Here is a 23,234-nt window from a genome sequence, read left to right as displayed (position 1 = left end):
GCCGACAAGGGGAAAACCCCATGGTCCAGAACAATAGGGCAAATCAATGCGGACAGTTGCAAGTTTGATGGCGCTCGCCATCTTGGCGGGTTGTGGCGGCACACGTTATTCCAGCGATGCCGCCGTAGGACGTTTCTCCCCCACACCGGTTCTTTTCGCCACGGGGCCGATCCAAAAGGCCTGTCTGGCCGATGGGCGCCGCGGCTCCAGCCATGCGCGCTGCGGCTGTGTGCAGGCGGTGGCGGATCAGACGCTTTCGCGCTCGGACCAGCGCCAAGGTGCCAAGATTTTCCGCGACCCGCACCGTTTGCAGGAAATGCGCCAATCCGACAACAAAAGCGAGAACGCTTTCTGGAGCACATGGAAAGCCTTCGGCCAAAGCGCCGCGGCGGCCTGTTCCAACACCTGATTGCTCAGTCTTGGCTGAGCGGCTGGCCAAAACGGTCAATCAGCCGTCCGACGATCTGATCGCGGGCGGCGCGAAACTGGGTGAGCTTGGCCTCGCGCCCCTCGCCCAGCCCCGTGGGGTCAAGGATCGGCCAATATTCCACGTCGAGATGATAGAACCGCGTCAGTTCCAGCGCCCGGCGCTGGCTGGCAGGGCTAAGCGCGATCACAAGGTCGAATGACCCCAGATCGTCGCCCCATTCCTCCATCTCATCGAAACTGCGGCTGCGGTGGCGGTCGAGTTCCACGTCCAGCTCCCTGCACACGGCGATGGAGAAGCCGTCAATCTCCATATCGTTCTTGACGCCAACGGATTGGACATAGGTGCCGGTGCCGTAGAACTTCTTCATCAACCCCTCGGCCATGGGGGAGCGGACGGCGTTATGATCGCAGCAGAAGAGAACGGATTGAGGCAGCACCTGCGTCATTTATCCGCCGAAATGCAGAACGCAGATCAGGGTAAATAGCCGCCGCGCGGTGTCGGTGTCGATCTCGGCCTTGCCCGAGAGCCGCTCTTGCAGCACGCGGGAGCCTTCGTTGTGAATGCCACGCCGGGCCATGTCGATCGTCTCGATCTGGCTGGGGGGCAGTTTCTTGACCGCTTCAAAATAGCTTTCGCAAATTTGGAAGTAATCCTTCACCACCTGCCGGAAGGGGCCGAGGGAGAGGTGAAATTCCGCTGCCTTTTCAGCCGCTTCGGTCTGCACGTCAAAGACCAGACGTTTGTCGCGGATAGACAGGGACAGATGGTAAGGCCCTTCGGGCACCGGCCCCTTTTCGCGTTCGGGCAGGATGAAACTATTCTCTTCCAGCAGGTCGAACATGGCCACCTTACGCTCCTGATCGATCTCGGGCGTGGGGGGCGGCATGTTCGCGTCATCAAGCGCGATATGGGTGATGCGGGTCATCGGCGCATCCTTTTTGCTGGCGATACCCTTTCGTGGATAGCGCAGCGGTGGGGAGGGGGCAATGCGCGAGAGCACGCGCGCCCGCGATTGCGCCCCGTCAGCGCATTTGACGATACGTCAGAAGCATCGGCAAGACCGAGAGCGCGCAGGCGGCAGCAGCGCTGCCCCCTGCCCTAGTCGTTGAGTTTGCGCAGACGCGCGGTGACCGACAGGCCATGCGCCTCAAGGCTTTCGGACTGGGCCAGCCGTTCTGCCGCGGGGCCGATGGCCTTGAGCGCCTCGGGCGACATCTGCGCCAGCGTCGTCCGCTTCATGAAATCCAACACCGACAGGCCAGAGGAGAAACGCGCCGAGCGCGCCGTGGGCAGCACGTGGTTCGGCCCGCCGACATAATCGCCAATCGCCTCGGGCGTCCATTGGCCAAGGAAGATCGCCCCAGCATGGGTGATCTTGTCCGACAGCGCCTTCGGGTCCGCCACGCAAAGCTCAAGGTGCTCCGGCGCGATGCGGTTGCTGAGGGCGGCGGCGGCGTCGAGGTCCGGCACGGTGATGATCGCCCCATTGTCGCGCCAGCTTGCGCCCGCGATGGCGCGGCGTTCGAGGGTAAGCAGACGTTTCTCAACCGCCTCTTCCACCGCGCGGGCAAAGGCGGGGTCAGTGGTGATCAGAATGCTCTGCGCGCTCTCGTCATGTTCGGCTTGGCTGAGCAGATCGAGGGCGATGAAATCTGGATCATTCTCTCCATCGGCGATGACGAGGATCTCGGATGGCCCCGCGATCATGTCGATGCCGACCTTGCCAAAAACGCGGCGTTTGGCGGCGGCGACGAAAGCGTTGCCGGGGCCGGTGATCTTGTCCACCGGGGGGATCGTTTCGGTGCCATAGGCCAGCGCCGCCACGGCCTGCGCGCCGCCGATGCGGTAAATCTCATCCACCCCGGCGATGCGGGCGGCCAGCAGCACAAGCGGGTTCAGCACGCCATCGGGCGTCGGCACGACCATCGCCAGACGCGCCACCCCCGCCACCTTGGCCGGGACCGCGTTCATCAGCACCGAAGACGGGTAGCTCGCCAAGCCGCCGGGCACATAGAGGCCCGCGGCGGAAACCGGCGTCCAGCGCCAGCCCAAGGTCGCGCCATCGGGGTCGGTCCACTCCGCATCCTCGGGCAATTGCCGGGCGTGATAGGCGCGGATGCGGTCGGCGGCGAGTTCCAGCGCCTTGCGGTCTTCGGGGGAGACTTCGGCCAGTGCGGCGTCGACCTCTTCCGCGCTGATGCGCAGGGTTTCGGCGGTCAGGGTCACGCGGTCGAATTTCTGCGACAGGTCGATCACGGCGGCATCGCCGCGGGCGCGCACATCGGCAATGATCTCGGCCACCACGGCATCGACATCGGGGCTGTCCTCGCGTTTAGCGTTCAGCAGTTTGTCAAAAGCCGCTTCGAAATCGGCAGCGGAGGCATCGAGCGTGACGGGCATGGGTTCAAGCTTTCGTAGAGGGGCCGCCGCGCAGGGCTGGCCCGAAAATGTTAAGACGCCTGCGGGCGGCGCAGGCTCGGCTCGGCCCGTAGGCCCGCGGTTTTAGAGGTGGCAGCGGGGGCGGAGCGCTGCGCCAGTCGCATGGCGCGGGTGTCTTGGGCATTGTCGAAGATCGCGCGCGCCACCTGCGCCACCAAAATGGCGGAGAGACCGCCCGAGACCAACGCGAGCGGCACCACCAAAGTCGCGACAGAGAGCGACGCGATGAGTTGCACCGCGCCCAAGACGCAGCCCAAGAGGATCAGCGCCCAACCGGACATCTCGGTCAACAGCGCGGTGATCCGGCCCCGGGTAAATCTATTCTGTTTCAGTTCAGGCATCTTGCGATCCTTGCCCGCCATGCGGCGGCGTCACTCAGGGTGAACGGGCCGTTTCTTGGACGGGGCGACATAGGGGCGGGTCACATCCTTGAGCGTCACCTCCAGCGCTTCGACCTCCAGCCGGATCGCGCCGTCTCCGGCCAATGTCAGCGTCACATGGCCCGAGGGCGCGTCGCCCTCTTCAAACGCGATATCCAGCAGCGACAGAATCGTATCGGCATCGCCCTGCGGCACACCTTGGCTGGCGACACGTTGCACGTTGTTGAACATCAGCACCGATTGCACCCGTTCGGGCGCATGACGCGCCGCCCCCGTATCCTCATGCCGCAGCCGGTTTAGCAGCAGCGCAAAGCGCGCGCCCGCGCGGTGCCAGCGCATTTCGGAGGCGGGAAAGACCGCGTCTTGGGTCAGCGAGGCGATCACCGTCAGATCCTCGGCATCCAAAGCACCAAGGTTCAACGGCGCTTCGCGGCCATCTTCGAAACGTGCATCTTCGGTCATTTGTCGCTGATCCTTTCGATATCCGCCCCAACGCCGCGCAGTTTGGAGACCACATGCTCATAGCCGCGATCAAGGTGGTAGACCCGGCTGACCGTAGTCTCCCCAGTGGCGGCCAACCCGGCGAGGATGAGGGAAATCGACGCCCGCAGATCGGTCGCCATAACCGGCGCCCCTTTGAGCTTTTCGACCCCGGTGACCTTGGCCGTACCCCCCTGCACATCAATCCGCGCGCCCATGCGGATCAGTTCTGGCGCGTGCATGAAACGATTCTCGAAAATCTTCTCCTCCAGGACCGAGGTGCCTTCAGCCGTACAGAGCAGCGCCATCATCTGCGCCTGAAGATCGGTCGGGAAGCCGGGGAACGGCTCGGTGGTGACATCCACTGCCGAGATCCGCCCGTTGCGCCGTGCGACCTTGAGGCCCGCTTCGGTCTCGGTCACGTCGATACCCGCCGCGTCGAGCTTTTCGCAAAATGCCTCCAGCAGGTCGATTCGCCCGCCCAAAAGCTCGACCTCACCGCCGCAGAAGGCGGGGGCCAGCATATAGGTGCCAAGCTCGATCCGGTCGGTCACGACCTTATGGGTGGCGCCATGCAGGCTGTCGACGCCCTGAATGGTGATGCTGGACGTGCCATCGCCTTCGATCTGCGCGCCCATGGCCCGCAGACAATCCGCCAGATCGACGATCTCGGGCTCACGCGCCGCGTTGTTGATGACGGTCGTCCCCTTGGCAAGGGTCGCGGCCATCAAGATATTTTCGGTCGCCCCGACAGAGGCGAAGGGGAAGTCGATCACCGCCCCCTTCAGCTTGCCGCCCGCCGCCTTGGCATAAAGATAGCCGTCCCGCAGGTCGATCTCCGCGCCCATCTTGGCCAGACCGTCGGTGTGAATGTCCATTGGGCGCGCACCAATCGCGCATCCGCCGGGGAGCGAGACTTCGGCATGGCCTTCCCGCGCCAAAAGCGGCCCCAAGACCAGATTCGACGCGCGCATCTTGCGCACGATGTCATATTCGGCCCGTGTATTGATCTCCCCATGGCTTGCCATGGTGATGACCTTGCCGTCCTGCATCGCGGCCACTTCGGCGCCGAGAGACTGCAAAAGCTGCGTCATCGTGCGAATGTCGCTCAGACGCGGCGCATTGGTCAGCGTCAGCGGCTCTTCGCTCAGCAATGTGGCGGGCATCAGCGCCAGACAGGCGTTTTTAGCACCCGCGATGGGAATTTGCCCGTTGAGCGCACCGCCGCCCCTGACCAGAATGGAATCCATCGTTCAGCTGTCCTTTTCCGGCCCCTCGGGACCATTGCCTGTATCCTGCGCCACATCCTCGGCCCGCGCGCGCGCCTGCGCCTTGCGCCGCGCCATATTCGCCTTGAGCGCAGCCTTCAGCCGCGCCTCCCGCGCAGAGGGTGTTTTCGCGTTCTTTTCCGGGGCGTTTTGCTTTGCCATGCCGCCTATCTAGCGCAGGGGGCAAGAAGGGTCCAGATCAGGGGTTGCACCCCCTTTCGATTGCGGCTAATCACCCGCCCACGGCGCTGCTGTAGCTCAGAGGTAGAGCACTCCCTTGGTAAGGGAGAGGTCGAGAGTTCAATTCTCTCCAGCAGCACCATTAACCTTCCTTTTTTCCAGATATGTAACGTCTAGCATTAGCGCGGGTCTCTCGACTTACGCCCGACGCTGCGCGTCAGTCTGAGTGCGAGAGTTCAATTCTCTCCAGTAGCACCATGAAACTCCCTTAATTATCGCTGCACCCCACAAGACTGCCGCTCGTTTCTTTAGAGCCTACGTTGCACGCCTATTCTATACATCGAATCGACACCCCCGCCCCGATAACCCGGGACGGAGGCGCCAAAACCTCACATCAAATCACGACGCCTCAAACACGCCACAGGCGATACGCGAACCCGCGTCGCCCGAAGGCTGCGATTCGTAATCGTCTGCGCCGCTGTGAATGATGAAGGCCGCACCGTCATCATCTTTGATCATGGTCTCAATATCGAGCAGGCCGAGAAAGACTTCGGCTTCCAGCACCCCATCTTCACCCACGGCCATATTGGGCATATCACCGGGATGCGGCCCACCTTCGACCAGCACACCGTGCTTGCGGTCCCCCGCGATATGACCACCGGCGGATTTGAAATCCTCCGCCGAACAATCACCGGTCTCATGCAAGTGCACGCCGTGGGTACCCGCAGGCACGCCGGTCACGTCGATCTTGACCAAGGTGCGGCCCGACGCAGTCGTGTTCAGCGAAACATTGCCTGAAATATCGTTCGAATTGCCCGCGACCTGAGCTGTCGCCGCCGTTTGCATATGGCTTTCGGCCTGCGCCGCCACGGCGCCTGTTGTGGCCAAAGCGGCCCCGAGTAGGATATTGCGCAGATACATGGCTTCCTCCTTTGGGTTATATGTCCGATGTCGGCTCAACCCACCCGGCCCGCGTCGGGTTCCTCTTGATGCAGGGCGAGGCTTGCCCCTATAAGCGGCCGAGTGCTCCCTTAGCTCAGCTGGATAGAGCAGCCGACTTCTAATCGGCAGGCCGAGGGTTCGAATCCTTCAGGGAGCGCCACTTTTTCCTGCACCTAGGCCCTCTACACCTAGGCCCTCTACACCTAGGCGCGCGCAAAATCCTTGATCGCCGCGGCGATTAGGTGCGGGAAGGTCGGCTTGCCAAGCATGGCGACAGGCTCAAGCGCGCTTAGCCGCTGCTGGGTGAGATCGTCCAGATTGCCGCTCATGAAGACGCAGCGGATGTTGTGTTCGGCCAGCAGCCACTGCGCCACCTCTTCACCGGAATCGCCATTGGCGAGCCGCAGGTCCATGAAGGCCAGATCGGGCCGGGTCTGCGTCACCACCTCCCGGCAGGTCGCGAAATCCTTGACCGGGCCAAGGACGGAATGTTGAAGCTGTTCGAGCTGCATCTGAAGGTCCAAGGCAATCAAGAATTCGTCTTCGACAATCAGAATATTCACCGGGCATCACCCGGCGGGCATGGGAACCTCAATTTCAACGCAATAACCATGCTCTGTTGTCCTCTTATCCATCGTCGCCCCAAGCTGGTCGACAATGCCCGCCACGATCTTCGAACCGAGACCGACCCTACCTACACGCTCCGCGTTGCCGATCCCATCGTCCGACACCGTTAACGTCAAAAGGGCTCCCTCTTGATGCAAACGAACATCAACCCTGCCCTGTTCCCGCGCGACGAAGGCATGTTTATGCGCGTTGGTCACAAGCTCATTGATCAGCAGCGCAAGGTTGATCGCCAAATCGGTCGGCACGATGACCGACTGCGCATCGACGACAGTCTCGATCTGCTTGCTATCTGTCTCGGTGCTGGCTGAAAGGAAATCGACAAGCTGCGGGATGTATTCACCGACATCCACATGGGTAACGTTATGCGATTTATAGATAAGTTCATGGACGGAGCTTACCGCATGCACCCGGAGCGAAGCCTGTTGCAGACTGTGTTTCACAGAGGCATTGTCAACCGACGCGGCTTCGAGACGCAGAATGCTCGACACCAGATGCAGGCTGTTCTTGATCCGGTGATTCACATCGCCAAGCAGTGTTTCCTTCTGCTCAAGAAGCTTGTCACGCTCGGTCAGGGTCTTCTGCAAGACCTCTTCGCGCTTCTTGGAATGGGTCAGATCAAGCGTGGCACCGATGAACCGCGCGGGCTTGTCATGTTCGAAAAGAACTTCGCCGCGCGTGTTCAGCCACCGGGTTTCCCCATTGGGCAAGACGATCCGATAATCGGCATTCACGGTGGCATCATTGGCCATCGTTTCGCCCAAGCTTTGGTTCACATGCGCCAGATCCTCGGGATGGATACGCCGGAACAGCTTGGCCATGGGAATTGTCCCCTCGGTATCGGCATAGCCGAAAAGACTGGCCAATTCCTGCGAGATGTTCGCGGTCCCCGTCTCAAGATCCAACTCACCATAGCCGATCCCCGACACCTGCTTGGCCAGATTGAGCCGTATCGCCTGATCACGGCGACCGATAAATTCCGAAGTGACATCCTCGACATGGTGGATCAGCGCGACCAGCTTGCCATCTTCGAACACGGGCGTGTTCAACGGTTGCCAATATTTCTCTTCAAAGGCCCCGTCGGCGCTGTCGCGAATGGGAATATTGTACTTCTGCACGGCCATGCGGTGCTGTTTGCCCGTGGCGGCGACGATCTCAAGCGACTTGCCCAGATTATTGGTGCCATCTGCCGTCGCGTCGGAAGGGTCATCCGGGAAAGCGTCGAACAGATGTTTCCCGACAAGGTCTTCCGCTTTTGACCCGGTCATGAATAAGTACCGGTCATTCACGTCGACGATGATCAAATCAGTGTCTAAAATAAGATAACCATGGGGGGACGCCGCAAAAATTGCAGATCTCGGCACGCCCCCGTTTGCCGATTTGCTCGCGCCCATAGCTCCCCCCTCCCAATACTTATCATCTTTAGCATTTACCGTAGTCCTATAATTTAGAACATAAAAGCAAAGAGATACTAATTTAAGTTAAGCGGCGCCAAAGCGCCCAGACAGGAAGGGCGGTAGGCAGCGCAAAATTGTATAAGCTATGTATTCCGGGAATGAATGGCGCTTTTTTTGACATCCCCGGTGAATAAATGACGCCTCTTCCGACCATTGTCGCTTTCGCATCCCAATTCAAGCCGCAGTGCTCGAAAGCGCATCAATTGAATTAAGACCGCGCAAATTCGCTTACTCGACGGGCGTATTCAGAGGGAGAGGCCCCGCCCCGAATTGGGAAGGGGCCGATCACGCGGCCACAAGCGCTTCCTCTGCCGCGATTTCCGAGGCGCAGAGGGGCAGATCGACGGTGAACTTCGTCCCGATGCCAACGGTGCTCTCTACCCGGATGTCCCCCTCATGCGCGGCGGTGAGTTTTTTGCTGATCGCAAGGCCAAGACCAGTGCCGCCATCGGCGCTTTTGCTGGCTGTTTCCGCTTGAATGAAGGCTTGGAAAATCCGCTGCAAATCCTCTGCCGGCATCCCGCAACCGTTGTCTTCGACCTCAAGTCGGCATGTATCGCCGACCCGCTTGGCGCGCATGCGAATGCTGGAGGCCGAGGAGAACTTCAGCGCGTTGCCCAAGAGATTGATCAGGATCTGTTTGCAGCGCCCGCGGTCGGCGAAAACGTCGAATTCATCATATTCGATTTCCAGCACCGCCTGTTTTTCCTTGGCCAGCCCCTGAAATTGCTCTGCCAATTCGGCCAGCAAATCGCCCGCCGCAAAAGTGGTTTTGTTGAGCTTGACGGAATTCAATTCAATGCTCGTATAGTCGAGAAGTTCGTTAATGATCGTCAACAGATGGTCGCCTGCCGATTTGATACGCCCGCCGTAGCGCTCTGTCTGGTCGCCCAACTCATCGAAATGCACCTTTGAGATCGGCTCGTTCGGCTTCAGCTTGGCCATGGTGTGGCCTTTGAGGTTGGTCAGGAAGCTGGCATATCCGTTGATGATGGTCAGCGGCGTGCGCAACTCATGGCTCAGAACACTCATGAACTCCGACTTGGCGCGGCTGGCATCGCGAGCCTCATCCCGCGCTTGGCGCAGCTCGACGATGTTCTCCATCCGGGTGCGGTTTTCAATGAAATAGGTGAAAAGCCCGCCCATTACGATCATCGCAGCCGTCCCCGCGATGACCATCGCCAGCAATCTGAATTCATCCGGGTTGCTATGGCCGGTCAAACAGGTCGGCGTCACATGAAAGGCGGCCATGCCGGTGAAATGCAGCCCGATGATCGCCAGCGCAAAGCTGCCCGTCATCTTGCCCGTGGCGTATTTCCCATTTTGCGCACCAAAGAACAAAGCCACGGTCGACAACACCATGGCCAGCAGAACCGAGGCGACGAGATAGGTCTTGTCCCAAAAGATGACCCCCTCGATCCGATAGGCGACCATCCCGGTGTAATGCATGGCCGAGATCGACAGCCCCAAGATCACCCCGCCAATTACGGTGGTGACCCGCCTGCGGAACATCCCGGCGATCAAAATGCCCACCGTAGACCCGATAATCGCGATCAACAGCGAGGCGAAGGTCAGCCCGAAATCAAAGCTGACCGGCGCGTCGGGCTGATAGGCCAGCATGGCGATGAAATGCGTGCACCAGATGGCGATGCCCGAGGTCACGGCGGTCAGAAAATACCACAACAACGCCTGTCGCGGCGTTTGTTTAAGCGCGTGCCGGTAAAGGTTTGCGATCACCCAGCTGCCGAATGCGCACAAAAGCGCGGCAAGCAAGACCAGCGTCATATCGTGGTCCGAGTGCATAGAATGAGCCACAGTCAGCATTTTTAAACCTCAAGATAATGAGGCCAGTGTTGCGCAAGGATTGCGTCGAAACAGTGTTCGAGGGGGTTCTTTTTGGCGGTAATTTCATCTGATGAAACTCCAGCCCGGCCCAACGGGCGCAGGCGCCACGCCAGCCGATAGACCGCCGCCCTGCCCTGCCGCCGCAGGGGCCGCGATCCCCGCTCTAAGCGCCCTTTCGCCCCGGCCCGGGCGGGGAATCGCAGCATTCAAACCGCGGGGACGGCGGTACTAAAATGAGTGATTCACATCCAAGGGTTGCATTTACCGGCCATAATACGTCACTACAGCGCCAAACTTGCGCCGTATTTTAATGCTGGTCTGCGCACATTCATTTTGGTTCATAGGTATTTCCGCCATGCTAACGTGTTTCCAAGGGCTGATGCTCGACCCGGTCTATTGGACCGTGCTCGCCGTCAGCACGATCGCCGCAGCTGTCGCCTTTTGGACGCTCAAGTTCCAAGAGTTCCATGGCAAAATTTACTATGCGCTCACCTTTTTGGGGATGATCTGGATCCTGATGATGGTCGGGGCCGAAGCTGCAACGCCCGCCTACGCCTGTCAGATGCAACAGGCACAGCTTGCGTGGCTGGGGCATGGGCTGGTGCCGGTGGCGTGGTCTTTCTTTATCTTCGAATATGTCGGCCCCTCCAGCCGGTCGCGCGGATGGGTGAGCCTTCTGGCCCTGATTGCCGTGCCGCTTGCGGCCTTCGGCCTTGCCGCGACGAACGATTGGCACCACCTGATCTATACCGCCGAGACCGCGCTTCAGCCGGGCGACGATCAGATCACCTTTGAACATGGGCCGGGGTATTTCCTCGTTCTTGCTGTGCTCTATTGCTTCGTGATGGCGACGCTTATCTGGCTGGGCCGGGCGTTCTTTCGCGCGAAACGGGCCGCTTGGCCGCTGCTGACGATGCTTGTGGTGATCACGCTGATCCCATTGGGCGCGAACGCGGCCTATGCGCTGCTTGGTTTTACTGTCGTCGGCCTTGACCCGACGGCCTTCATGTTCACCTTGGGCATCTTCGCCTTTTCGTGGCTGCTGGTCACGAACAAGACAATGGACATGCCCTCGGTCGGGCAATCGACCCTGTTTGACACGATGAGCGAACCGCTGATCCTATTGGACGCGCGGCGCCGCGTCATCCGCTCGAACGCCGCGGCCAAGCGCAGCGGGCTTCTGTCCGATCCGACATTGGGCCACGATCTGATCGCGGGGATCGAAGCACAAATGGCGCAGAACGGCTCGGCCCATATCACCTGTAGCGAACGGCTGTATGAGCCGCGCGTTCAACCCATTGAAAACCCCCTCGCCCCCGCGGGCCCCGCCATCGGCTGGAGCGTTACTTTCGTCGATGTCACCGACCGGATCGCCACCACTACGGCCCTAGAGCGGGCGCTGAGAGAGGCGGATGAGGCGAACCGCGCCAAGGATGAATTCATCTCGGTCGTCAGCCATGAGCTGCGCACGCCGCTGACCTCATTGAAAGGCGGCCTGGCTTTGGCGCTCAGCGGCAAACTGGGTGAGATCAAAGGCCCGCTGCGCTCCTCGCTCGACATTGCCCATCGCAACGGGGTGCGCCTGTCGCGGCTGGTCGATAATATCCTGCTGGTGCAAAAGCTTGAGGTGCAGGCGCTGTCGCTTGAATGGCTGCCGGTCGACCTGCCTGCCCTGCTCCGCGAAAGCATCGAGGAAAACCGCATGTATGCCCATGAGCGCGGAGTGCGGCTGGATATCGGCAGTGTCGGCCAGCCCGCCGTGGTCTTGGGCGATGCCTTTGCCATCCGGCAGGTGGTCGACAACCTGATTTCGAACGCGGTGAAATTCTCGAATGTGGGGGACACGGTGGAGGGCACGCTGACCACCAACAACGGGCGCGTGCGGGTCTCGATCCGCGATCATGGGCGCGGCATTCCCGAGGGGATGGAGGAAAAGGTCTTTGGCCGTTTCGGACAGCTTGACGACGACGGGCAGAAATCGACCCAAGGCTCCGGCCTCGGCCTGCATATCTCCCGCCAACTGGCACGGCAGATGGCGGGGGATCTATTTTACGAAAGCGAAGTCGGCGTCGGATCGACCTTCCATGTCGAATTCGGCATCGGGGCCGGGGCAGAAACCACCCCGCAAGCCGCCCCAAGCGCGTTGCAAAGCACCGACTGAGCGCCGCGCCCGCGCTTAGAGTTCGATACGGATATCGTGTATCCAAAGCTTCGGCGGGCGGGACAGGACAAAGACCACCACATCGGCCAGATCATCCGGCTCGGTGAAAATATGGTTCGGCACGTCCTCTCCGGCCTTGGCGAACATGCCGGTGTTGGTGCCCGACTGATACAGCCCGCCAACCCGCACGCCGGTGTTTTCCTCATCCGCTTTCAGCACCTCGGTAAAGCCGCGCACGCCGTATTTCGTGGCCGTATAGACCGACTGCCCCGCCTGCGCCACGACACCGGATTTGGAGACGACATTGAGGATGATCGCCTCGTCATTGTCGCGCAGCGCGGGCAGCGTGGCCTGCGTCATCTGCATGAGGCCGGTCAAATTGGTCTGCACCGTCGCTCGCAGCATTTCGGGCGCGATCGTGTCGAGCGGGCCTGCCTTGTGCCAAATCCCTGCGTTGTTGATCAGGATGTCCAAGCCGCCAAAACGGTCCACCACCTGCGCGGCGGTCTGGTCGATCGCCGAAGGGTCTTGCAGATCGCAGGTCAGCCCCACTGCCTCTGCCGCGCCGGCGGCTTCGCAGGCTTCGGCAACGGCCTGAAGACGTGTCTCATCCCGGCCCAGAATGGCCAGCCGCGCACCCGTCTCCGCCAATTTCAAACAGATGTGGCGCCCGATCCCGTCGCTGCCGCCGGTGACCAAAATACGTTTGTCGCGCAGTTCCATATCGCTCTCCTATGTTGCAGGCGGCTTACCGCGCGGCGAAGCCGCCGCCAAGCCCTGCCCCGCCCGGTCAGATCGTGATGATCTGCGCCCGGATCGCCTTGGCCACCGCATGGGTCTTGTTGGTCACGTCCAGCTTGGCGCAGGCGTTATACAGATGATGGTTCACCGTGCTGGCCGCCACCGTCATGATCTGCGCCGTCTCCCATGCCGTTTTGCCCACCGCGGCCCATTTCAGCACTTCCTTCTCACGGTTGCTCAGCCGTGGCCCCGGCGCGGCGGGGGCGATATCCGCCACCATATCGCTTTGGATCAGACAGCCCAGATAGATCGCATCGGCGATGATCCCGCGCTTGTATTTGCGCCACTCGTGAATCCGTAGGTCAGAGTTCAGCGTCAGCACCGCCTTGCCATGCGCGTGGTCCCGAATGGGGATCGACACACCGTTCTGGCGCACGCCGAACTCCATCGCCTCGCCAAAGAAATTGCGCGTGGTCCGGTCGACCTTGGGCAGCTCGCTCCAATCCACCGGCAAAGTGCCTTCGAGGGATTTGTCGACCACCGGGTCGATCAGATGGTAGTTTTCCTCTTGGTAGCGTGTTAGCCAAGCGGGATCATAGGTCGAGTGAATGACCGGATCACTGCCACTGGCGCCAGTCTTGTGAAACCCCAGATAGGACAGGTTGTTCAGCCCCATATCCTGCGCCAAGACCTGCAACATCTCGGCGGGTTTGATGTCGGGGCGTTGTTCTTTCAATAGGAGGTAGCGGTCGGAAAGCGGTGTCACCATAGGGCGGCGTTCAAAAGCTCATGTGATTAAAAACTGAGCATTCAGTTAGGGCACCTCAACCAGTGAGGGAACATGCCCGCCGTCGAATGATTTCTCGGAATAGGGGAAACCGGCCAAAACGTTGCAATTTTGCCCCGATGACCAAGGGTCAAGCGAAAGTGCCGCCCGATGAAAGGTCGGCACGTCCGCCTGCCCGCGAAGCGGTGCAGAGCATAAAGCGGCCCCCGCCCGAAAACCAATGCGCCCCTTACAAAAACACGATCGTCCAACACAGCGGACAGGGGCGCGGCTTCCGAAAGCGGGGACCGAAACAGAGCCAAATGGCAGGCCCTGTCAAAAGGTCGCGTCAGCCTGAGCGCGCATCTTATGTCTGACGGCCATTCAGCACAGCCGCAAACTCGGATAGCAAGATTCGCGCCGGCGATCTTCAAGCATTTGTTATAGTTTGATTAAATTTCCGGCGCCTCTTGACTGCGCGCGCCCGGGCGCATCTGTAAAGCTGGTAATATTTATAGGTTTCGATGAATCGCCGCGGATAGGGGCGATACGGGCGCAGGCGATTTGACGCTGTTACAAAAACTTCACTGGCGCAAAGCTTATTAATTCTGTAATTCATGAATTATGGAACAAGTAATCCCCAACCGCCTTGCCACCCTCGGCCATCCGCAGCGCCTCGCGCTGTTTCGGCTGCTCATGCGCCGCTACCCCGACAGGGTGCCCGCGACCGAACTGGCGCAGGCGCTCGGCCTCAAGCCCAACACCCTGTCGACCTATATCGGCGCGCTGATGCAGGCGGGGTTGGTGAGCCAAGAACGGCAGGGCACATCCCTGCGCTATGCGATCGATATCGAGGCCGCGCGGGACACCATCGGCTACCTGCTGAACGACTGCTGCCGTGGCCGGCCCGAAATTTGCCTCCCCCTCACCTCTTCAGATGGAAACGCCCCCATGACCGACGACAAGTTCAACGTCCTATTCATCTGCACCGGCAACTCCGCCCGGTCGATCTTTGCCGAAAGCATCCTGCGCGACCTCGCAGGGGACCGGTTCAACGTCTATTCCGCAGGCACCCGCCCGCAGTCTGAGCTGAACCCATTCGCCGTCGAAGTGCTCGAACAAAAGGGCCATGAGGTGACCCACCTCAGGTCAAAACATATCTCTGAGTTTCAGGCCGCGGATGCGCCTGCCTTCGACTTCGTCTTTACCGTCTGCAATCAGGCCGCCAATGAGGAATGCCCCACATGGCCGGGCCAGCCGATCACCGCCCATTGGGGCCTGCCCGATCCGGTCAAGGTGGAAGGCTCCGACGCGGAAAAGAGCCTCGCTTTCCAGCAGGCCTATGGCACCCTGCGCAACCGGATGCTGGGCTTCACCAGCCTGCCACTTAGCTCGCTCGACCGTATCTCGCTGCAAAAGGCGCTGGATGACGCTGGCCAAACCGACAAAGAAGGAACTCCCGCATGACCACCTACGCGATCAACGGCCTTGGCCGTATTGGCAAGCTCGCCCTGAAACCCCTGCTGGATCAAGGGGCCGAGATTGCATGGATCAACGATGCGGTGGGCGACCCGGAAATGCACGCGCATCTGCTGGAATTCGACACGGTGCACGGGCGCTGGCAGGCCGATTTCGCCCATGACGCCGACAGCGTGACGATCAACGGCACCCGCCTGCCCTTCATCGGCACGCGTGACCTCAGCGCGCTGCCGCTCGACGGGGTGGATGTGGTGATCGACTGCACCGGCGTCTTCAAGACCGAGGCGAAACTCGCCCCCTATTTCGAAGCCGGGGTGAAGAAGGTGGTGATCTCGGCCCCCGTAAAAGACGGGGATGCGGCCAATATCGTCTATGGCGTCAATGACGATGTCTATGATCCCGCACGGCACCGGATCGTCACGGCGGCAAGCTGCACGACCAACTGCCTCGCCCCGGTGGTGAAGGTCATCCATGAGGCGCTGCGGATCAAACATGGCTCCATCACCACGATCCACGATGTGACCAACACACAGACCATCGTCGACCGCCCCGCCAAAGACCTGCGCCGCGCCCGTTCGGCCCTGAACTCCCTGATCCCGACGACCACGGGCAGCGCCACGGCGATCACCCTGATCTACCCCGAGCTTAAAGGCCGGTTGAACGGCCATGCGGTGCGGGTGCCGCTGCTGAACGCCTCGCTGACTGACTGTGTCTTTGAGGTGGAGCGGGAGACGACCGTGGAAGAGGTAAACGGCCTGTTCAAAGCTGCCGCCGAAGGAGAGTTGAAAGACATCCTTGGCTATGAGGAGCGCCCGCTGGTCTCGACCGATTACACCAATGACCCGCGCTCCAGCATCGTCGATGCGCCCTCCACCATGGTGGTGAACGGGACGCAGGTTAAAATCTACGCGTGGTACGACAATGAGATGGGCTATGCCCACCGTCTGGTCGATGTGGCGCTGATGGTCGGGGCAAGCCTGTGAGCCAGAGCGCGACCCGCCCCGAGGGGCTCTCGGCCTATATCGCGGTCACGGCGGCCTATTGGGCCTTCATGCTGACCGATGGTGCGTTGCGCATGTTGGTGTTGCTGCATTTCCACCGGCTTGGCTTTTCGCCGGTGCAGCTGGCCTATCTCTTTGTGCTTTATGAGATCGCGGGCGTCATTACCAACCTCTGCGCGGGCTGGATCGCGGCGCGCTTCGGGCTGGCCTCCACGCTCTATGCCGGGCTGGGGTTGCAGATCGTGGCGCTGCTGGCGCTGGCGCAGCTTGACCCCACATGGGCGGTTGGCGCCTCGGTCGTCTTCGTCATGCTAGTGCAGGGTGCAAGCGGCGTGGCCAAGGATTTGGCCAAGATGTCGTCGAAATCCGCCGTCAAACTGCTCGCCCCGGCTGAGGATGGCGGGCTGTTTCGCTGGGTGGCGCTGCTGACCGGCTCCAAGAACATGGTCAAAGGCTTGGGCTTTCTGCTCGGCGCGGCTTTGCTGGCGACGCTTGGCTTTGTCTGGGCGGTGCTCGGGATGGCCGCGATCCTTGCGCTGATCCTGCTCGTCGTGCTGACCGCCATGCCGCCCGGCCTGCCCAAGGGCCGCAAGGGGGCGAAGTTCTCGGAAGTCTTCTCAAAATCCGCCAATGTGAACTGGCTCAGCGCGGCGCGGGTGTTTCTCTTCGGCGCGCGGGATGTGTGGTTCGTGGTGGGCATCCCGATCTATTTCTACGCGGTCCTCTCGGATGGCACGGAGGAAAGCAACCGCGCGGCCTTCTTCATGATCGGCACCTTTATGGCGGTCTGGGTGATACTTTACGGGCTGGTGCAGATCTACGCCCCACGCCTGCTCCGCGCGAAATCCCGCCCGGCAGGCGACCTGATCTCAGCCGCGAAGGGATGGGCTTGGTCGCTTGCCGCCGTGCCTGCGGCGCTGACGCTGGCGGCGCTATTCAGCGACGGGCCGCAGGGCTGGCTTACCGTGACGCTTGTGATCGGCCTCTTGGCCTTTGGCGCGGTCTTTGCGGTGAACTCATCGCTGCATTCCTACCTCATCCTCTCTTTCACCAAGGCAGAGCGGGTGACGATGGATGTGGGGTTTTACTACATGGCCAATGCCGCCGGGCGGCTCTTGGGCACGCTGATGTCGGGGCTGAGCTATCAGATTGGCGGCCTGCCCTTGATGCTGGGCGCGGCGGCGATCATGGTGGCCCTGTCGGCGCTGCTGGTCGGGTTCTTGAAACCCGACCAGAGTTAGCCCTCAGCCCACCTTGCTGGCGCGACCGTTGCTTTCATCGGCCTGCGTATAGGCGTTAATCGCCGCGACTGCGCCTGCGTCCCAGATGAGCGAGAGCCAAGCGACAAAGGCATCGCGGAACGCCTCGGCTTGCGCCAGATCACCGTAGAGGCGCTCTTGCTCAAGCCAGGCCTCGGGCCGTTCCCGCGCATCCTGCGCCACGGCTTTCAACGCGTCCCAAATGGGATCATTCGCCGCAATCTCCGTGCCATCTTCCCGCGTGCCCGCACACATCCGCGCCCAGAGCGCTTCGACCAAGGCCAAACCAGTAACCGAGCGCCCCGCCACCAGCTGATCCCGCAGGATCGGCAGGACAAAGCCCGTGTGCCGCGCCGAGCCGTCAAAGGCGACGCGGCGGGTGGTATCGACGATGCGCGGGTTCGAGAAGCGCTGTTCGATCAGGTCGAGATAGGCCAGCGGCGTCATGCCCGGCACCGGGGCGACCGTCTGGGTGATCTCTTCGGCCTGCACGCGGTGGAACATCGCGCGGATCGCCGGATGCGCCATGGTGCCGGAAATCGTCTCGATCCCCAGCACTTCACCGACATTGGCCAAGACCTGATGGCCCGCGTTGAGGATGCGGATCTTCATCTTCTCATAGGCGTGCACCTCGTCCGAGAAGGTCGCCCCTACCTGATCCCAATCCGGGCGGCCCGCGCAGAAGTCGTCTTCGATCACCCACTGGCGGAAAGCTTCATGGGTAACGGGGGCGGCGTCGTTCACGCCGAACTCCCGCGCCTGCGCGATCTCGGCGGGGCCGGTGGCCGGGGCGATGCAATCGACCATGGAGTTGGGGAAACTGGCGTTTGCCTCGATCCAATCGGCCAGCGCCGGGTCGGACATGCGCGCCAGCGACACGACCGCTTGGCGCAGGATATCGCCGTTGCCTTGCAGATTGTCACAGCTCAGCCCGGTGAACGGCCCCTGCCCCGCATCGCGGCGCAGCCGCAGGGCCGCGACGATGGCCCCAAAGGCGGTGCGCGGGCTCTCGGGATGCGCCGCGTCATGGATGATATCCGCATGGGCCGCGTCGAACCCCTTGCTTACCGGGTCAATGTAATAGCCGCTTTCCGTGACCGTCAGCCCGACGATGCGAATGGCCGGATCGGCCATTGCTCGGATCAGGGCGCCGTTGCCTTCTTCGATCGGCAGGTAGTCGATCATGGACCCCACCACCTCGGCAGAGGTCTGCGCGGGGTCGAGTTCGATCAACGTCGTCAGACAGTCTTGCGCCAAGAGCTTCTCGCGCATGGCCGCATCATAGGGGCGCACGCCCGCGCCGAGGATCGCCCAGTCATGCGCTTGGCCGTTCTGCATCAAACGGTGCAGATACCACGCCTGATGCGCGCGGTGGAAATTGCCCACGCCGATATGCACGATGCCGGGGGTCAGGGCGCTGCGGTCATAGCTGGGGTGGGCGATGTCGAGATCACCCAGCGTCGCGTTCGAGAGGTCTACCAGTTTATCCATGATCCACGTCCTTAAAGGGCCGCGCACCGGGGATAGGGTGCGGGGGTCGGCCTGTCATTCCTGCCGCTTGCATTACTCGACCCGAAGGCCCTGCGCGTCGAACCGGTGCAGCTTGTCCGCCTGTGGGGTCAGGAAAATCCTGTCCCCATGTCGGACCGACAATTCGCCATCCACGCGCACGGTCATCGGGTCGCAGCCCGCTACGCCATGGACGTGCAAGAAGGTGTCCGAGCCCAGATGCTCGGCCACGCCGATGGTGCCCTCCCATGCGCCTTCGGTGGTGGAGACGTCGAAATGCTCGGGCCGGATGCCGATGGTCGGCGCGCCGCGCGCTTCGGCTTCGGCGCCCTTGATCAGGTTCATCTTGGGCGAGCCGATGAAGCCCGCGACGAATTCGTTGCGCGGCTTGTAGTAAAGCTCAAGCGGGGAGCCGACCTGTTCGATATGGCCCGCCCGCAGCACGACGATCTTGTCGGCCATGGTCATCGCTTCGACCTGATCGTGGGTGACGTAGATCATCGTCGTGGCCAGCCGCTTGTGCAACTCGCTGATTTCAAGACGCATACCTACCCGCAGCGCGGCGTCGAGGTTCGACAGCGGCTCGTCGAAAAGGAAAGCCGAAGGTTCGCGCACGATGGCACGGCCAATGGCAACCCTCTGGCGCTGACCGCCCGAGAGTTGGCCCGGACGGCGGTCAAGATAGTCGGTGAGGTTCAGCGCCTTGGCCGCAGCTTCGATCCGGCGCTGCTGTTCCTCCGCCGGAACGCCCGCCATCTTCATCGGAAAGGCGATGTTCTTGCGCACCGACATATGCGGGTAAAGCGCGTAGGACTGGAACACCATCGCCAAGCCCCGTTTCGCGGGCGGCACATGGGTCGCATCGGTGCCGTCGATCTCGATATGGCCCGAGGTGATGTCTTCCAGCCCGGCGATCAGCCGCAGCAGGGTCGATTTCCCGCAGCCCGAGGGGCCGACAAAGACCGTGAACTCGCCATCTTCGATGGTCAGATCAAGGGGCGGAATGACTTCCACATCGCCGAAGCTTTTGGAAACCTGATTGAGTTTGATTTGTCCCATGTGACTGTCCCTTGCTTACTTGACTGCGCCGAAAGTCAGGCCGCTGACGAGTTGTTTCTGGCTGAACCAGCCGAGGATGAGGATTGGCGCGATGGCCATGGTCGAGGCCGCGCTGAGTTTCGCGTAGAAAAGGCCTTCGGGGCTGGAATAGCTCGCGATGAAGGCGGTGAGCGGTGCCGCTTTGGCCGCGGTGAGGTTGAGCGTCCAGAAGGCTTCGTTCCATGCGAGGATGAAGTTCAACAGCAGGGTGGAGGCAATGCCGGGGATCGCCATGGGTGTGAGGACGTAAAGCACCTCTTCGCGCAGGCTTGCCCCATCCATCCGTGCCGCTTCCAAGATCTCGCCGGGGATTTCGCGGAAGTAGGTGTAGAGCATCCAGACGATGATCGGCAGGTTGATAAGCATCAAGATGATGACCAAAGCGATCTTGCTGTCGAGCACGCCAAACTGGATGCAAAGCAGATAGATCGGATAGAGCACACCCACCGCGGGCAGCATCTTGGTCGAGAGCATCCAGAGCAGGATGTCTTTGGTCCGCTTGCCGGGCACAAAGGCCATCGACCACGCGGCAGGCACCGCGATCAGGATGCCAAGGACGGTCGAGCCCCCGGCGATGATGATCGAGTTCCACAGAAAGCGCCCGTAGTTGGACCGCTCCAAAACCGCCTCGTAATTCGCCAGCGTCCAATCAAAACCGAGGAAGATCGGCGGATCGGCGATGGCCTGTGCTTCGGTCTTGAAGCTGGTAAGGATGGTCCAAAGGATGGGGAAGAAGATCAGGAAACCGATGCCCCATGCGAGGGCCGTGTTGACGATCTTGCGTTGTCTGGTGACTGCGCGTGCCATGATGTCTCCTCCTCAGGCGTCCAGGTTCTTGCCGACGATGCGCATCAGGAAGATGGCAACGATATTGGCGAGAATGATTGCATAGACACCGCCCGCCGATCCGAGGCCGATGTTCTGGCTTTCCAGCACGCGCTGGAAGATGAGATAGGTCAGTGTTTTGGTGCCAAAGGCCCCGCCCGTGGTCACGAAAATCTCCGCGAAGATCGACAAGAGAAAGATCGTCTGGATTAGGATCACCACGGTGATCGCGCGGCCCAGATGCGGCAGGGTGATATAGGCGAAACGTTTGGTCACCGGCGCGCCGTCCATCTCGGCGGCGTCAAGCTGCTCGCGGTCGAGCGACTGGATCGCGGTGAGCAGGATCAGCGTCGCGAAGGGCAGCCATTGCCAGGATACGATGATGATGATCGACGAGAGCGAGGCTTGGCTCATCCATTGCACTGGGGTGGCGCCAAAGAACTCCCACAGATGCGCGAAGAGACCATAGTTCGGGTCCATGAACATGTTCTTCCACACCAGCGCCGACACGGTGGGCATGACGAAGAAGGGCGCGATGACGAGGATGCGGACAAAGCCCTGACCCCACATCGGCTGGTTCAACAGAAGGGCAAGCAGGATGCCGAGGCAGACCGTGATCGCCAGCACACCGCCAACGATGACCAGCGTGGTCATCACCGAAGGCCAGAAAGAGCTGGAGGTGACGAAGCGCACATAGTTGTCGAACCCCACCCAGCCCAGATCACCGCCGCGCATCGGCAGGTATTTCTTGAAGGAAAAATAGAGCGTCATGGTCAGCGGGATGAGCATCCATCCTAGGAGCAAGACCACCGCAGGGGCCATCATCAGGCGTGCCGCTGATCGGGAATGTTGGGTAGCCATCGGGCACATCTCCTCTGCAGGCGGCGGATGCCGCGTTTAGGTGAAGGGTATCATATCAGGTGGTGAGGCGGAAAAGGGCGGCGGTGCCCGCCGCCCTTTGTGCCGGAGAAGCAGCGGCTTAGCGGTAGCCAGCAGCTTCCATTGCGTCGTTGGTCAGGTCCTGTGCCTTCTCAAGTGCCTCTTCGACGGTCTGCTGACCGGCATAGGCGGCAGAGAACTCTTGGCTCACGTCGGTCGCGATGCCTGCAAACTCTGGGATCGCGGCGAACTGAACACCGACGTAAGGCGTCGGATCGACGGTGGAGTTCTCAGGATCAGCCGAGAGGATCGAGTCGAGCGTCATCTGCGCGAAGGGCACTTTCTGGTACTCGGGGTTCTCGTAAAGCGACTTGCGCGCACCGGGAGGGACGTTCGCCCAGCCTTCGTTCTCGGCGACCATCTCGATATAGTCTTTTGAGGTGGCCCATTCGATGAACTCTTTCGCGGCATCTTCTTTTTGAGTGCCTGCCGGGATTGCCAGCGCCCATGCCCAGAGCCAGTTGGAGCGTTTGCCAAGGCCCGTGTCCGGTGCCAGCGCAAAACCAACCTTGTCGGCCACGGTGGAATCGTCGGGGTTGGTCACGAAGGACGCCGCCACGGTGGCGTCGATCCACATGCCGCATTTGCCCTGCTGGAAGAGCGAGAGATTCTCGTTGAAGCCGTTGGAGGCGTAGCCCGCTGGGCCGCTTTCATCCATCAGGTCTTTGTAGAAGTTGATCGTATTGGCCCATGCCTCGGTGTCGAACTGGGCGTTCCAGTCTTCATCGAACCAGCGGGCGCCAAAGGAGTTGGACATCGCCGTGATCAGCGCACCGCCCTCGCCCCAACCGGCCTTGCCGCGCAGGCAGATGCCGTTGATGTCGTTCTCACGATCGGTCATGGCGGCGGCGGCTTCGCGGATGAATTCCCATGTCGGGTCTTTCGGCATTTCCATGCCGGCTTTTTCCATCAGATCAGTGCGGTACATGATCATGGAGCTTTCGCCATAGAAGGGTGCCGCGTAAAGCGTGCCGTCGTGGCTCAGACCACCGGCCATGGCGGGCAGGATATCGTCTGCGTCATAGTCTTCGCTGAGGTCGTCCAGCGGCACCAGCCAGCCGTTCGCGCCCCAGATCGGCGTTTCATACATGCCGATGGTCATGATGTCGAAAGAACCGCCCTTGGTCGAGATGTCGGTGGTGACGCGCTGGCGCAGCACGTTCTCTTCCAAGGTGACCCATTCCACTTCGTGGCCGGTCTCTTCGGTGAATTTGTCGGTGTAGCCTTGCATGCGGATCATGTCGCCGTTGTTCACGGTGGCGATGGTGATCGTCTCAGCAACCGCGCCGCCCGCCATGATCAGGCCCAAGGCCGTCGCGGCGTAAAGTGATTTATCGCAGAACATCGATAGTTCCTCCCTCTATAGATGATGAACCGAGACTAACGACCCACGCAACGCGCAGTCAAATTA

23 protein-coding genes and 2 tRNA genes are annotated in these 23,234 nt (G+C 61.1%); 7 read left to right on the top strand and 18 right to left on the bottom strand.

Annotated elements, in window-relative coordinates:
* Positions 1-46: 46 nt before the first annotated feature.
* Positions 47-409, top strand: a complete 363-nt coding sequence (locus J7392_RS08465) for a hypothetical protein (RefSeq protein ID WP_067266603.1) — start codon at positions 47-49, stop codon at positions 407-409.
* 4 nt (positions 410-413) lie between these two features.
* Here the strand turns inward: J7392_RS08465 and J7392_RS08460 are convergent, their stop codons facing one another.
* From J7392_RS08460 to J7392_RS08430, 7 genes are all read right to left on the bottom strand, one after another.
* On the bottom strand, positions 414-875 hold the full coding sequence (locus J7392_RS08460; protein WP_067266605.1) for a low molecular weight phosphatase family protein: 462 nt from the start codon (positions 873-875) through the stop codon (positions 414-416).
* A complete protein-coding gene (locus J7392_RS08455; RefSeq protein ID WP_269451601.1) occupies positions 876-1,379 on the bottom strand; it encodes a UPF0262 family protein in 504 nt (167 codons plus the stop codon).
* A 149-nt stretch (positions 1,380-1,528) separates the two neighbouring features.
* Positions 1,529-2,830, bottom strand: a complete 1,302-nt coding sequence (gene hisD / locus J7392_RS08450; protein ID WP_209217144.1) for a histidinol dehydrogenase — start codon at positions 2,828-2,830, stop codon at positions 1,529-1,531.
* Positions 2,831-2,880: 50 nt separating this feature from the next.
* The gene (locus J7392_RS08445; protein ID WP_209217143.1) at positions 2,881-3,210 is read right to left on the bottom strand and encodes a hypothetical protein; all 330 of its coding nucleotides are present in this window, start codon (positions 3,208-3,210) and stop codon (positions 2,881-2,883) included.
* Positions 3,211-3,240: 30 nt separating this feature from the next.
* Positions 3,241-3,711: a DUF2948 family protein gene (locus J7392_RS08440; protein WP_067266611.1), complete on the bottom strand. Its 471-nt coding sequence runs from the start codon at positions 3,709-3,711 to the stop codon at positions 3,241-3,243.
* Positions 3,708-4,979: a UDP-N-acetylglucosamine 1-carboxyvinyltransferase gene (gene murA, locus J7392_RS08435; RefSeq protein WP_209217142.1), complete on the bottom strand. Its 1,272-nt coding sequence runs from the start codon at positions 4,977-4,979 to the stop codon at positions 3,708-3,710. Before murA ends, J7392_RS08440 begins: the two co-directional genes overlap by 4 nt.
* A gap of 3 nt (positions 4,980-4,982) precedes the next feature.
* Positions 4,983-5,159: a hypothetical protein gene (locus tag J7392_RS08430; protein WP_168612795.1), complete on the bottom strand. Its 177-nt coding sequence runs from the start codon at positions 5,157-5,159 to the stop codon at positions 4,983-4,985.
* An 85-nt stretch (positions 5,160-5,244) separates the two neighbouring features.
* On the opposite strand from J7392_RS08430, the gene J7392_RS08425 reads away from it, so the two are divergent.
* A tRNA-Thr gene (locus tag J7392_RS08425) sits at positions 5,245-5,319 on the top strand.
* A gap of 257 nt (positions 5,320-5,576) precedes the next feature.
* Here the strand turns inward: J7392_RS08425 and J7392_RS08420 are convergent.
* Positions 5,577-6,098 (bottom strand): superoxide dismutase family protein, encoded by a 522-nt coding sequence (locus tag J7392_RS08420; protein ID WP_209217141.1) that lies wholly within the window; start codon positions 6,096-6,098, stop codon positions 5,577-5,579.
* 104 nt (positions 6,099-6,202) lie between these two features.
* On the opposite strand from J7392_RS08420, the gene J7392_RS08415 reads away from it, so the two are divergent.
* Positions 6,203-6,279: transfer RNA gene (locus J7392_RS08415), tRNA-Arg, on the top strand.
* A 43-nt stretch (positions 6,280-6,322) separates the two neighbouring features.
* Here the strand turns inward: J7392_RS08415 and J7392_RS08410 are convergent.
* From J7392_RS08410 to J7392_RS08400, 3 genes are all read right to left on the bottom strand, one after another.
* A complete protein-coding gene (locus tag J7392_RS08410) occupies positions 6,323-6,682 on the bottom strand; it encodes a response regulator (RefSeq protein WP_209217140.1) in 360 nt (119 codons plus the stop codon).
* A gap of 6 nt (positions 6,683-6,688) precedes the next feature.
* A complete protein-coding gene (locus J7392_RS08405) occupies positions 6,689-8,137 on the bottom strand; it encodes a histidine kinase dimerization/phosphoacceptor domain -containing protein (RefSeq protein ID WP_209217139.1) in 1,449 nt (482 codons plus the stop codon).
* 348 nt (positions 8,138-8,485) lie between these two features.
* Positions 8,486-9,985: an MHYT domain-containing protein gene (locus J7392_RS08400; protein ID WP_247744510.1), complete on the bottom strand. Its 1,500-nt coding sequence runs from the start codon at positions 9,983-9,985 to the stop codon at positions 8,486-8,488.
* A gap of 415 nt (positions 9,986-10,400) precedes the next feature.
* Here J7392_RS08400 and J7392_RS08395 point away from each other — a divergent pair, with 415 nt between their 5' ends.
* Entirely contained in the window at positions 10,401-12,206 is a 1,806-nt protein-coding gene (locus J7392_RS08395) for a histidine kinase N-terminal 7TM domain-containing protein (protein ID WP_247744509.1), read from the top strand.
* A gap of 15 nt (positions 12,207-12,221) precedes the next feature.
* Here J7392_RS08395 and J7392_RS08390 read toward each other — a convergent pair whose 3' ends face one another.
* Together J7392_RS08390 and J7392_RS08385 are read right to left on the bottom strand one after the other, a co-directional pair.
* Positions 12,222-12,929, bottom strand: a complete 708-nt coding sequence (locus J7392_RS08390) for an SDR family oxidoreductase (RefSeq protein ID WP_209217137.1) — start codon at positions 12,927-12,929, stop codon at positions 12,222-12,224.
* A gap of 67 nt (positions 12,930-12,996) precedes the next feature.
* Positions 12,997-13,716 carry a LuxR family transcriptional regulator gene (locus tag J7392_RS08385; protein WP_168612790.1) on the bottom strand — a complete coding sequence of 240 codons (720 nt, stop codon included), beginning with the start codon at positions 13,714-13,716 and terminating at the stop codon, positions 12,997-12,999.
* Between the two features lie 621 nt (positions 13,717-14,337).
* Here J7392_RS08385 and J7392_RS08380 point away from each other — a divergent pair.
* The 3 genes from J7392_RS08380 to arsJ are packed head-to-tail and all read left to right on the top strand — an operon-like array spanning position 14,338 to position 17,434.
* Entirely contained in the window at positions 14,338-15,180 is an 843-nt protein-coding gene (locus J7392_RS08380) for a helix-turn-helix domain-containing protein (protein WP_209217136.1), read from the top strand.
* Positions 15,177-16,175 carry an ArsJ-associated glyceraldehyde-3-phosphate dehydrogenase gene (locus J7392_RS08375; RefSeq protein ID WP_209217135.1) on the top strand — a complete coding sequence of 333 codons (999 nt, stop codon included), beginning with the start codon at positions 15,177-15,179 and terminating at the stop codon, positions 16,173-16,175. The genes J7392_RS08380 and J7392_RS08375 overlap by 4 nt, the downstream gene beginning before the upstream one ends.
* Positions 16,172-17,434: an organoarsenical effux MFS transporter ArsJ gene (arsJ, locus tag J7392_RS08370; RefSeq protein ID WP_209217134.1), complete on the top strand. Its 1,263-nt coding sequence runs from the start codon at positions 16,172-16,174 to the stop codon at positions 17,432-17,434. The genes J7392_RS08375 and arsJ overlap by 4 nt, the downstream gene beginning before the upstream one ends.
* A gap of 3 nt (positions 17,435-17,437) precedes the next feature.
* On the opposite strand, the gene J7392_RS08365 is transcribed toward arsJ, so the two are convergent.
* The 5 genes from J7392_RS08365 to J7392_RS08345 all read right to left on the bottom strand — a co-directional run bounded on the left by J7392_RS08365 (position 17,438) and on the right by J7392_RS08345 (position 23,168).
* Positions 17,438-18,943 carry a mannitol dehydrogenase family protein gene (locus J7392_RS08365; RefSeq protein ID WP_209217133.1) on the bottom strand — a complete coding sequence of 502 codons (1,506 nt, stop codon included), beginning with the start codon at positions 18,941-18,943 and terminating at the stop codon, positions 17,438-17,440.
* A gap of 72 nt (positions 18,944-19,015) precedes the next feature.
* Positions 19,016-20,020, bottom strand: a complete 1,005-nt coding sequence (locus J7392_RS08360; RefSeq protein ID WP_209217132.1) for an ABC transporter ATP-binding protein — start codon at positions 20,018-20,020, stop codon at positions 19,016-19,018.
* 15 nt (positions 20,021-20,035) lie between these two features.
* Positions 20,036-20,866 carry a carbohydrate ABC transporter permease gene (locus J7392_RS08355; protein ID WP_067625898.1) on the bottom strand — a complete coding sequence of 277 codons (831 nt, stop codon included), beginning with the start codon at positions 20,864-20,866 and terminating at the stop codon, positions 20,036-20,038.
* Positions 20,867-20,878: 12 nt separating this feature from the next.
* A complete protein-coding gene (locus J7392_RS08350) occupies positions 20,879-21,745 on the bottom strand; it encodes a sugar ABC transporter permease (protein WP_209217131.1) in 867 nt (288 codons plus the stop codon).
* Positions 21,746-21,863: 118 nt separating this feature from the next.
* Complete coding sequence (locus tag J7392_RS08345) at positions 21,864-23,168, bottom strand: sugar ABC transporter substrate-binding protein (protein WP_209217130.1); 1,305 nt, start codon at positions 23,166-23,168, stop codon at positions 21,864-21,866.
* Positions 23,169-23,234: the final 66 nt, after the last annotated feature.

It is taken from the genome of Sulfitobacter sp. R18_1, assembly GCF_017743915.1.
GTDB classification, from domain to species: domain Bacteria; phylum Pseudomonadota; class Alphaproteobacteria; order Rhodobacterales; family Rhodobacteraceae; genus Sulfitobacter; species Sulfitobacter faviae.
This window is presented reverse-complemented; position numbering and strand designations above follow the sequence as displayed.

Excerpts from the sequence above, each read along its gene's own strand:
- J7392_RS08365 (WP_209217133.1), bottom strand. The coding sequence starts at position 18,943 with ATGGATAAACTGGTAGACCTCTCGAACGCGACGCTGGGTGATCTCGAC.
- J7392_RS08440 (WP_067266611.1), bottom strand. The coding sequence starts at position 3,711 with ATGACCGAAGATGCACGTTTCGAAGATGGCCGCGAAGCGCCGTTGAAC.
- hisD (WP_209217144.1), bottom strand. The coding sequence starts at position 2,830 with ATGCCCGTCACGCTCGATGCCTCCGCTGCCGATTTCGAAGCGGCTTTT.
- J7392_RS08405 (WP_209217139.1), bottom strand. The coding sequence starts at position 8,137 with ATGGGCGCGAGCAAATCGGCAAACGGGGGCGTGCCGAGATCTGCAATT.
- J7392_RS08390 (WP_209217137.1), bottom strand. The coding sequence starts at position 12,929 with ATGGAACTGCGCGACAAACGTATTTTGGTCACCGGCGGCAGCGACGGG.
- J7392_RS08460 (WP_067266605.1), bottom strand. The coding sequence starts at position 875 with ATGACGCAGGTGCTGCCTCAATCCGTTCTCTTCTGCTGCGATCATAAC.
- J7392_RS08395 (WP_247744509.1), top strand. The coding sequence starts at position 10,401 with ATGCTAACGTGTTTCCAAGGGCTGATGCTCGACCCGGTCTATTGGACC.
- J7392_RS08375 (WP_209217135.1), top strand. The coding sequence starts at position 15,177 with ATGACCACCTACGCGATCAACGGCCTTGGCCGTATTGGCAAGCTCGCC.
- murA (WP_209217142.1), bottom strand. The coding sequence starts at position 4,979 with ATGGATTCCATTCTGGTCAGGGGCGGCGGTGCGCTCAACGGGCAAATT.
- J7392_RS08380 (WP_209217136.1), top strand. The coding sequence starts at position 14,338 with ATGGAACAAGTAATCCCCAACCGCCTTGCCACCCTCGGCCATCCGCAG.
- J7392_RS08400 (WP_247744510.1), bottom strand. The coding sequence starts at position 9,985 with ATGACGCTGGTCTTGCTTGCCGCGCTTTTGTGCGCATTCGGCAGCTGG.
- J7392_RS08360 (WP_209217132.1), bottom strand. The coding sequence starts at position 20,020 with ATGGGACAAATCAAACTCAATCAGGTTTCCAAAAGCTTCGGCGATGTG.
- J7392_RS08345 (WP_209217130.1), bottom strand. The coding sequence starts at position 23,168 with ATGTTCTGCGATAAATCACTTTACGCCGCGACGGCCTTGGGCCTGATC.
- J7392_RS08430 (WP_168612795.1), bottom strand. The coding sequence starts at position 5,159 with ATGGCAAAGCAAAACGCCCCGGAAAAGAACGCGAAAACACCCTCTGCG.
- J7392_RS08445 (WP_209217143.1), bottom strand. The coding sequence starts at position 3,210 with ATGCCTGAACTGAAACAGAATAGATTTACCCGGGGCCGGATCACCGCG.
- J7392_RS08420 (WP_209217141.1), bottom strand. The coding sequence starts at position 6,098 with ATGTATCTGCGCAATATCCTACTCGGGGCCGCTTTGGCCACAACAGGC.
- J7392_RS08465 (WP_067266603.1), top strand. The coding sequence starts at position 47 with ATGCGGACAGTTGCAAGTTTGATGGCGCTCGCCATCTTGGCGGGTTGT.
- J7392_RS08350 (WP_209217131.1), bottom strand. The coding sequence starts at position 21,745 with ATGGCTACCCAACATTCCCGATCAGCGGCACGCCTGATGATGGCCCCT.
- J7392_RS08355 (WP_067625898.1), bottom strand. The coding sequence starts at position 20,866 with ATGGCACGCGCAGTCACCAGACAACGCAAGATCGTCAACACGGCCCTC.
- J7392_RS08385 (WP_168612790.1), bottom strand. The coding sequence starts at position 13,716 with ATGGTGACACCGCTTTCCGACCGCTACCTCCTATTGAAAGAACAACGC.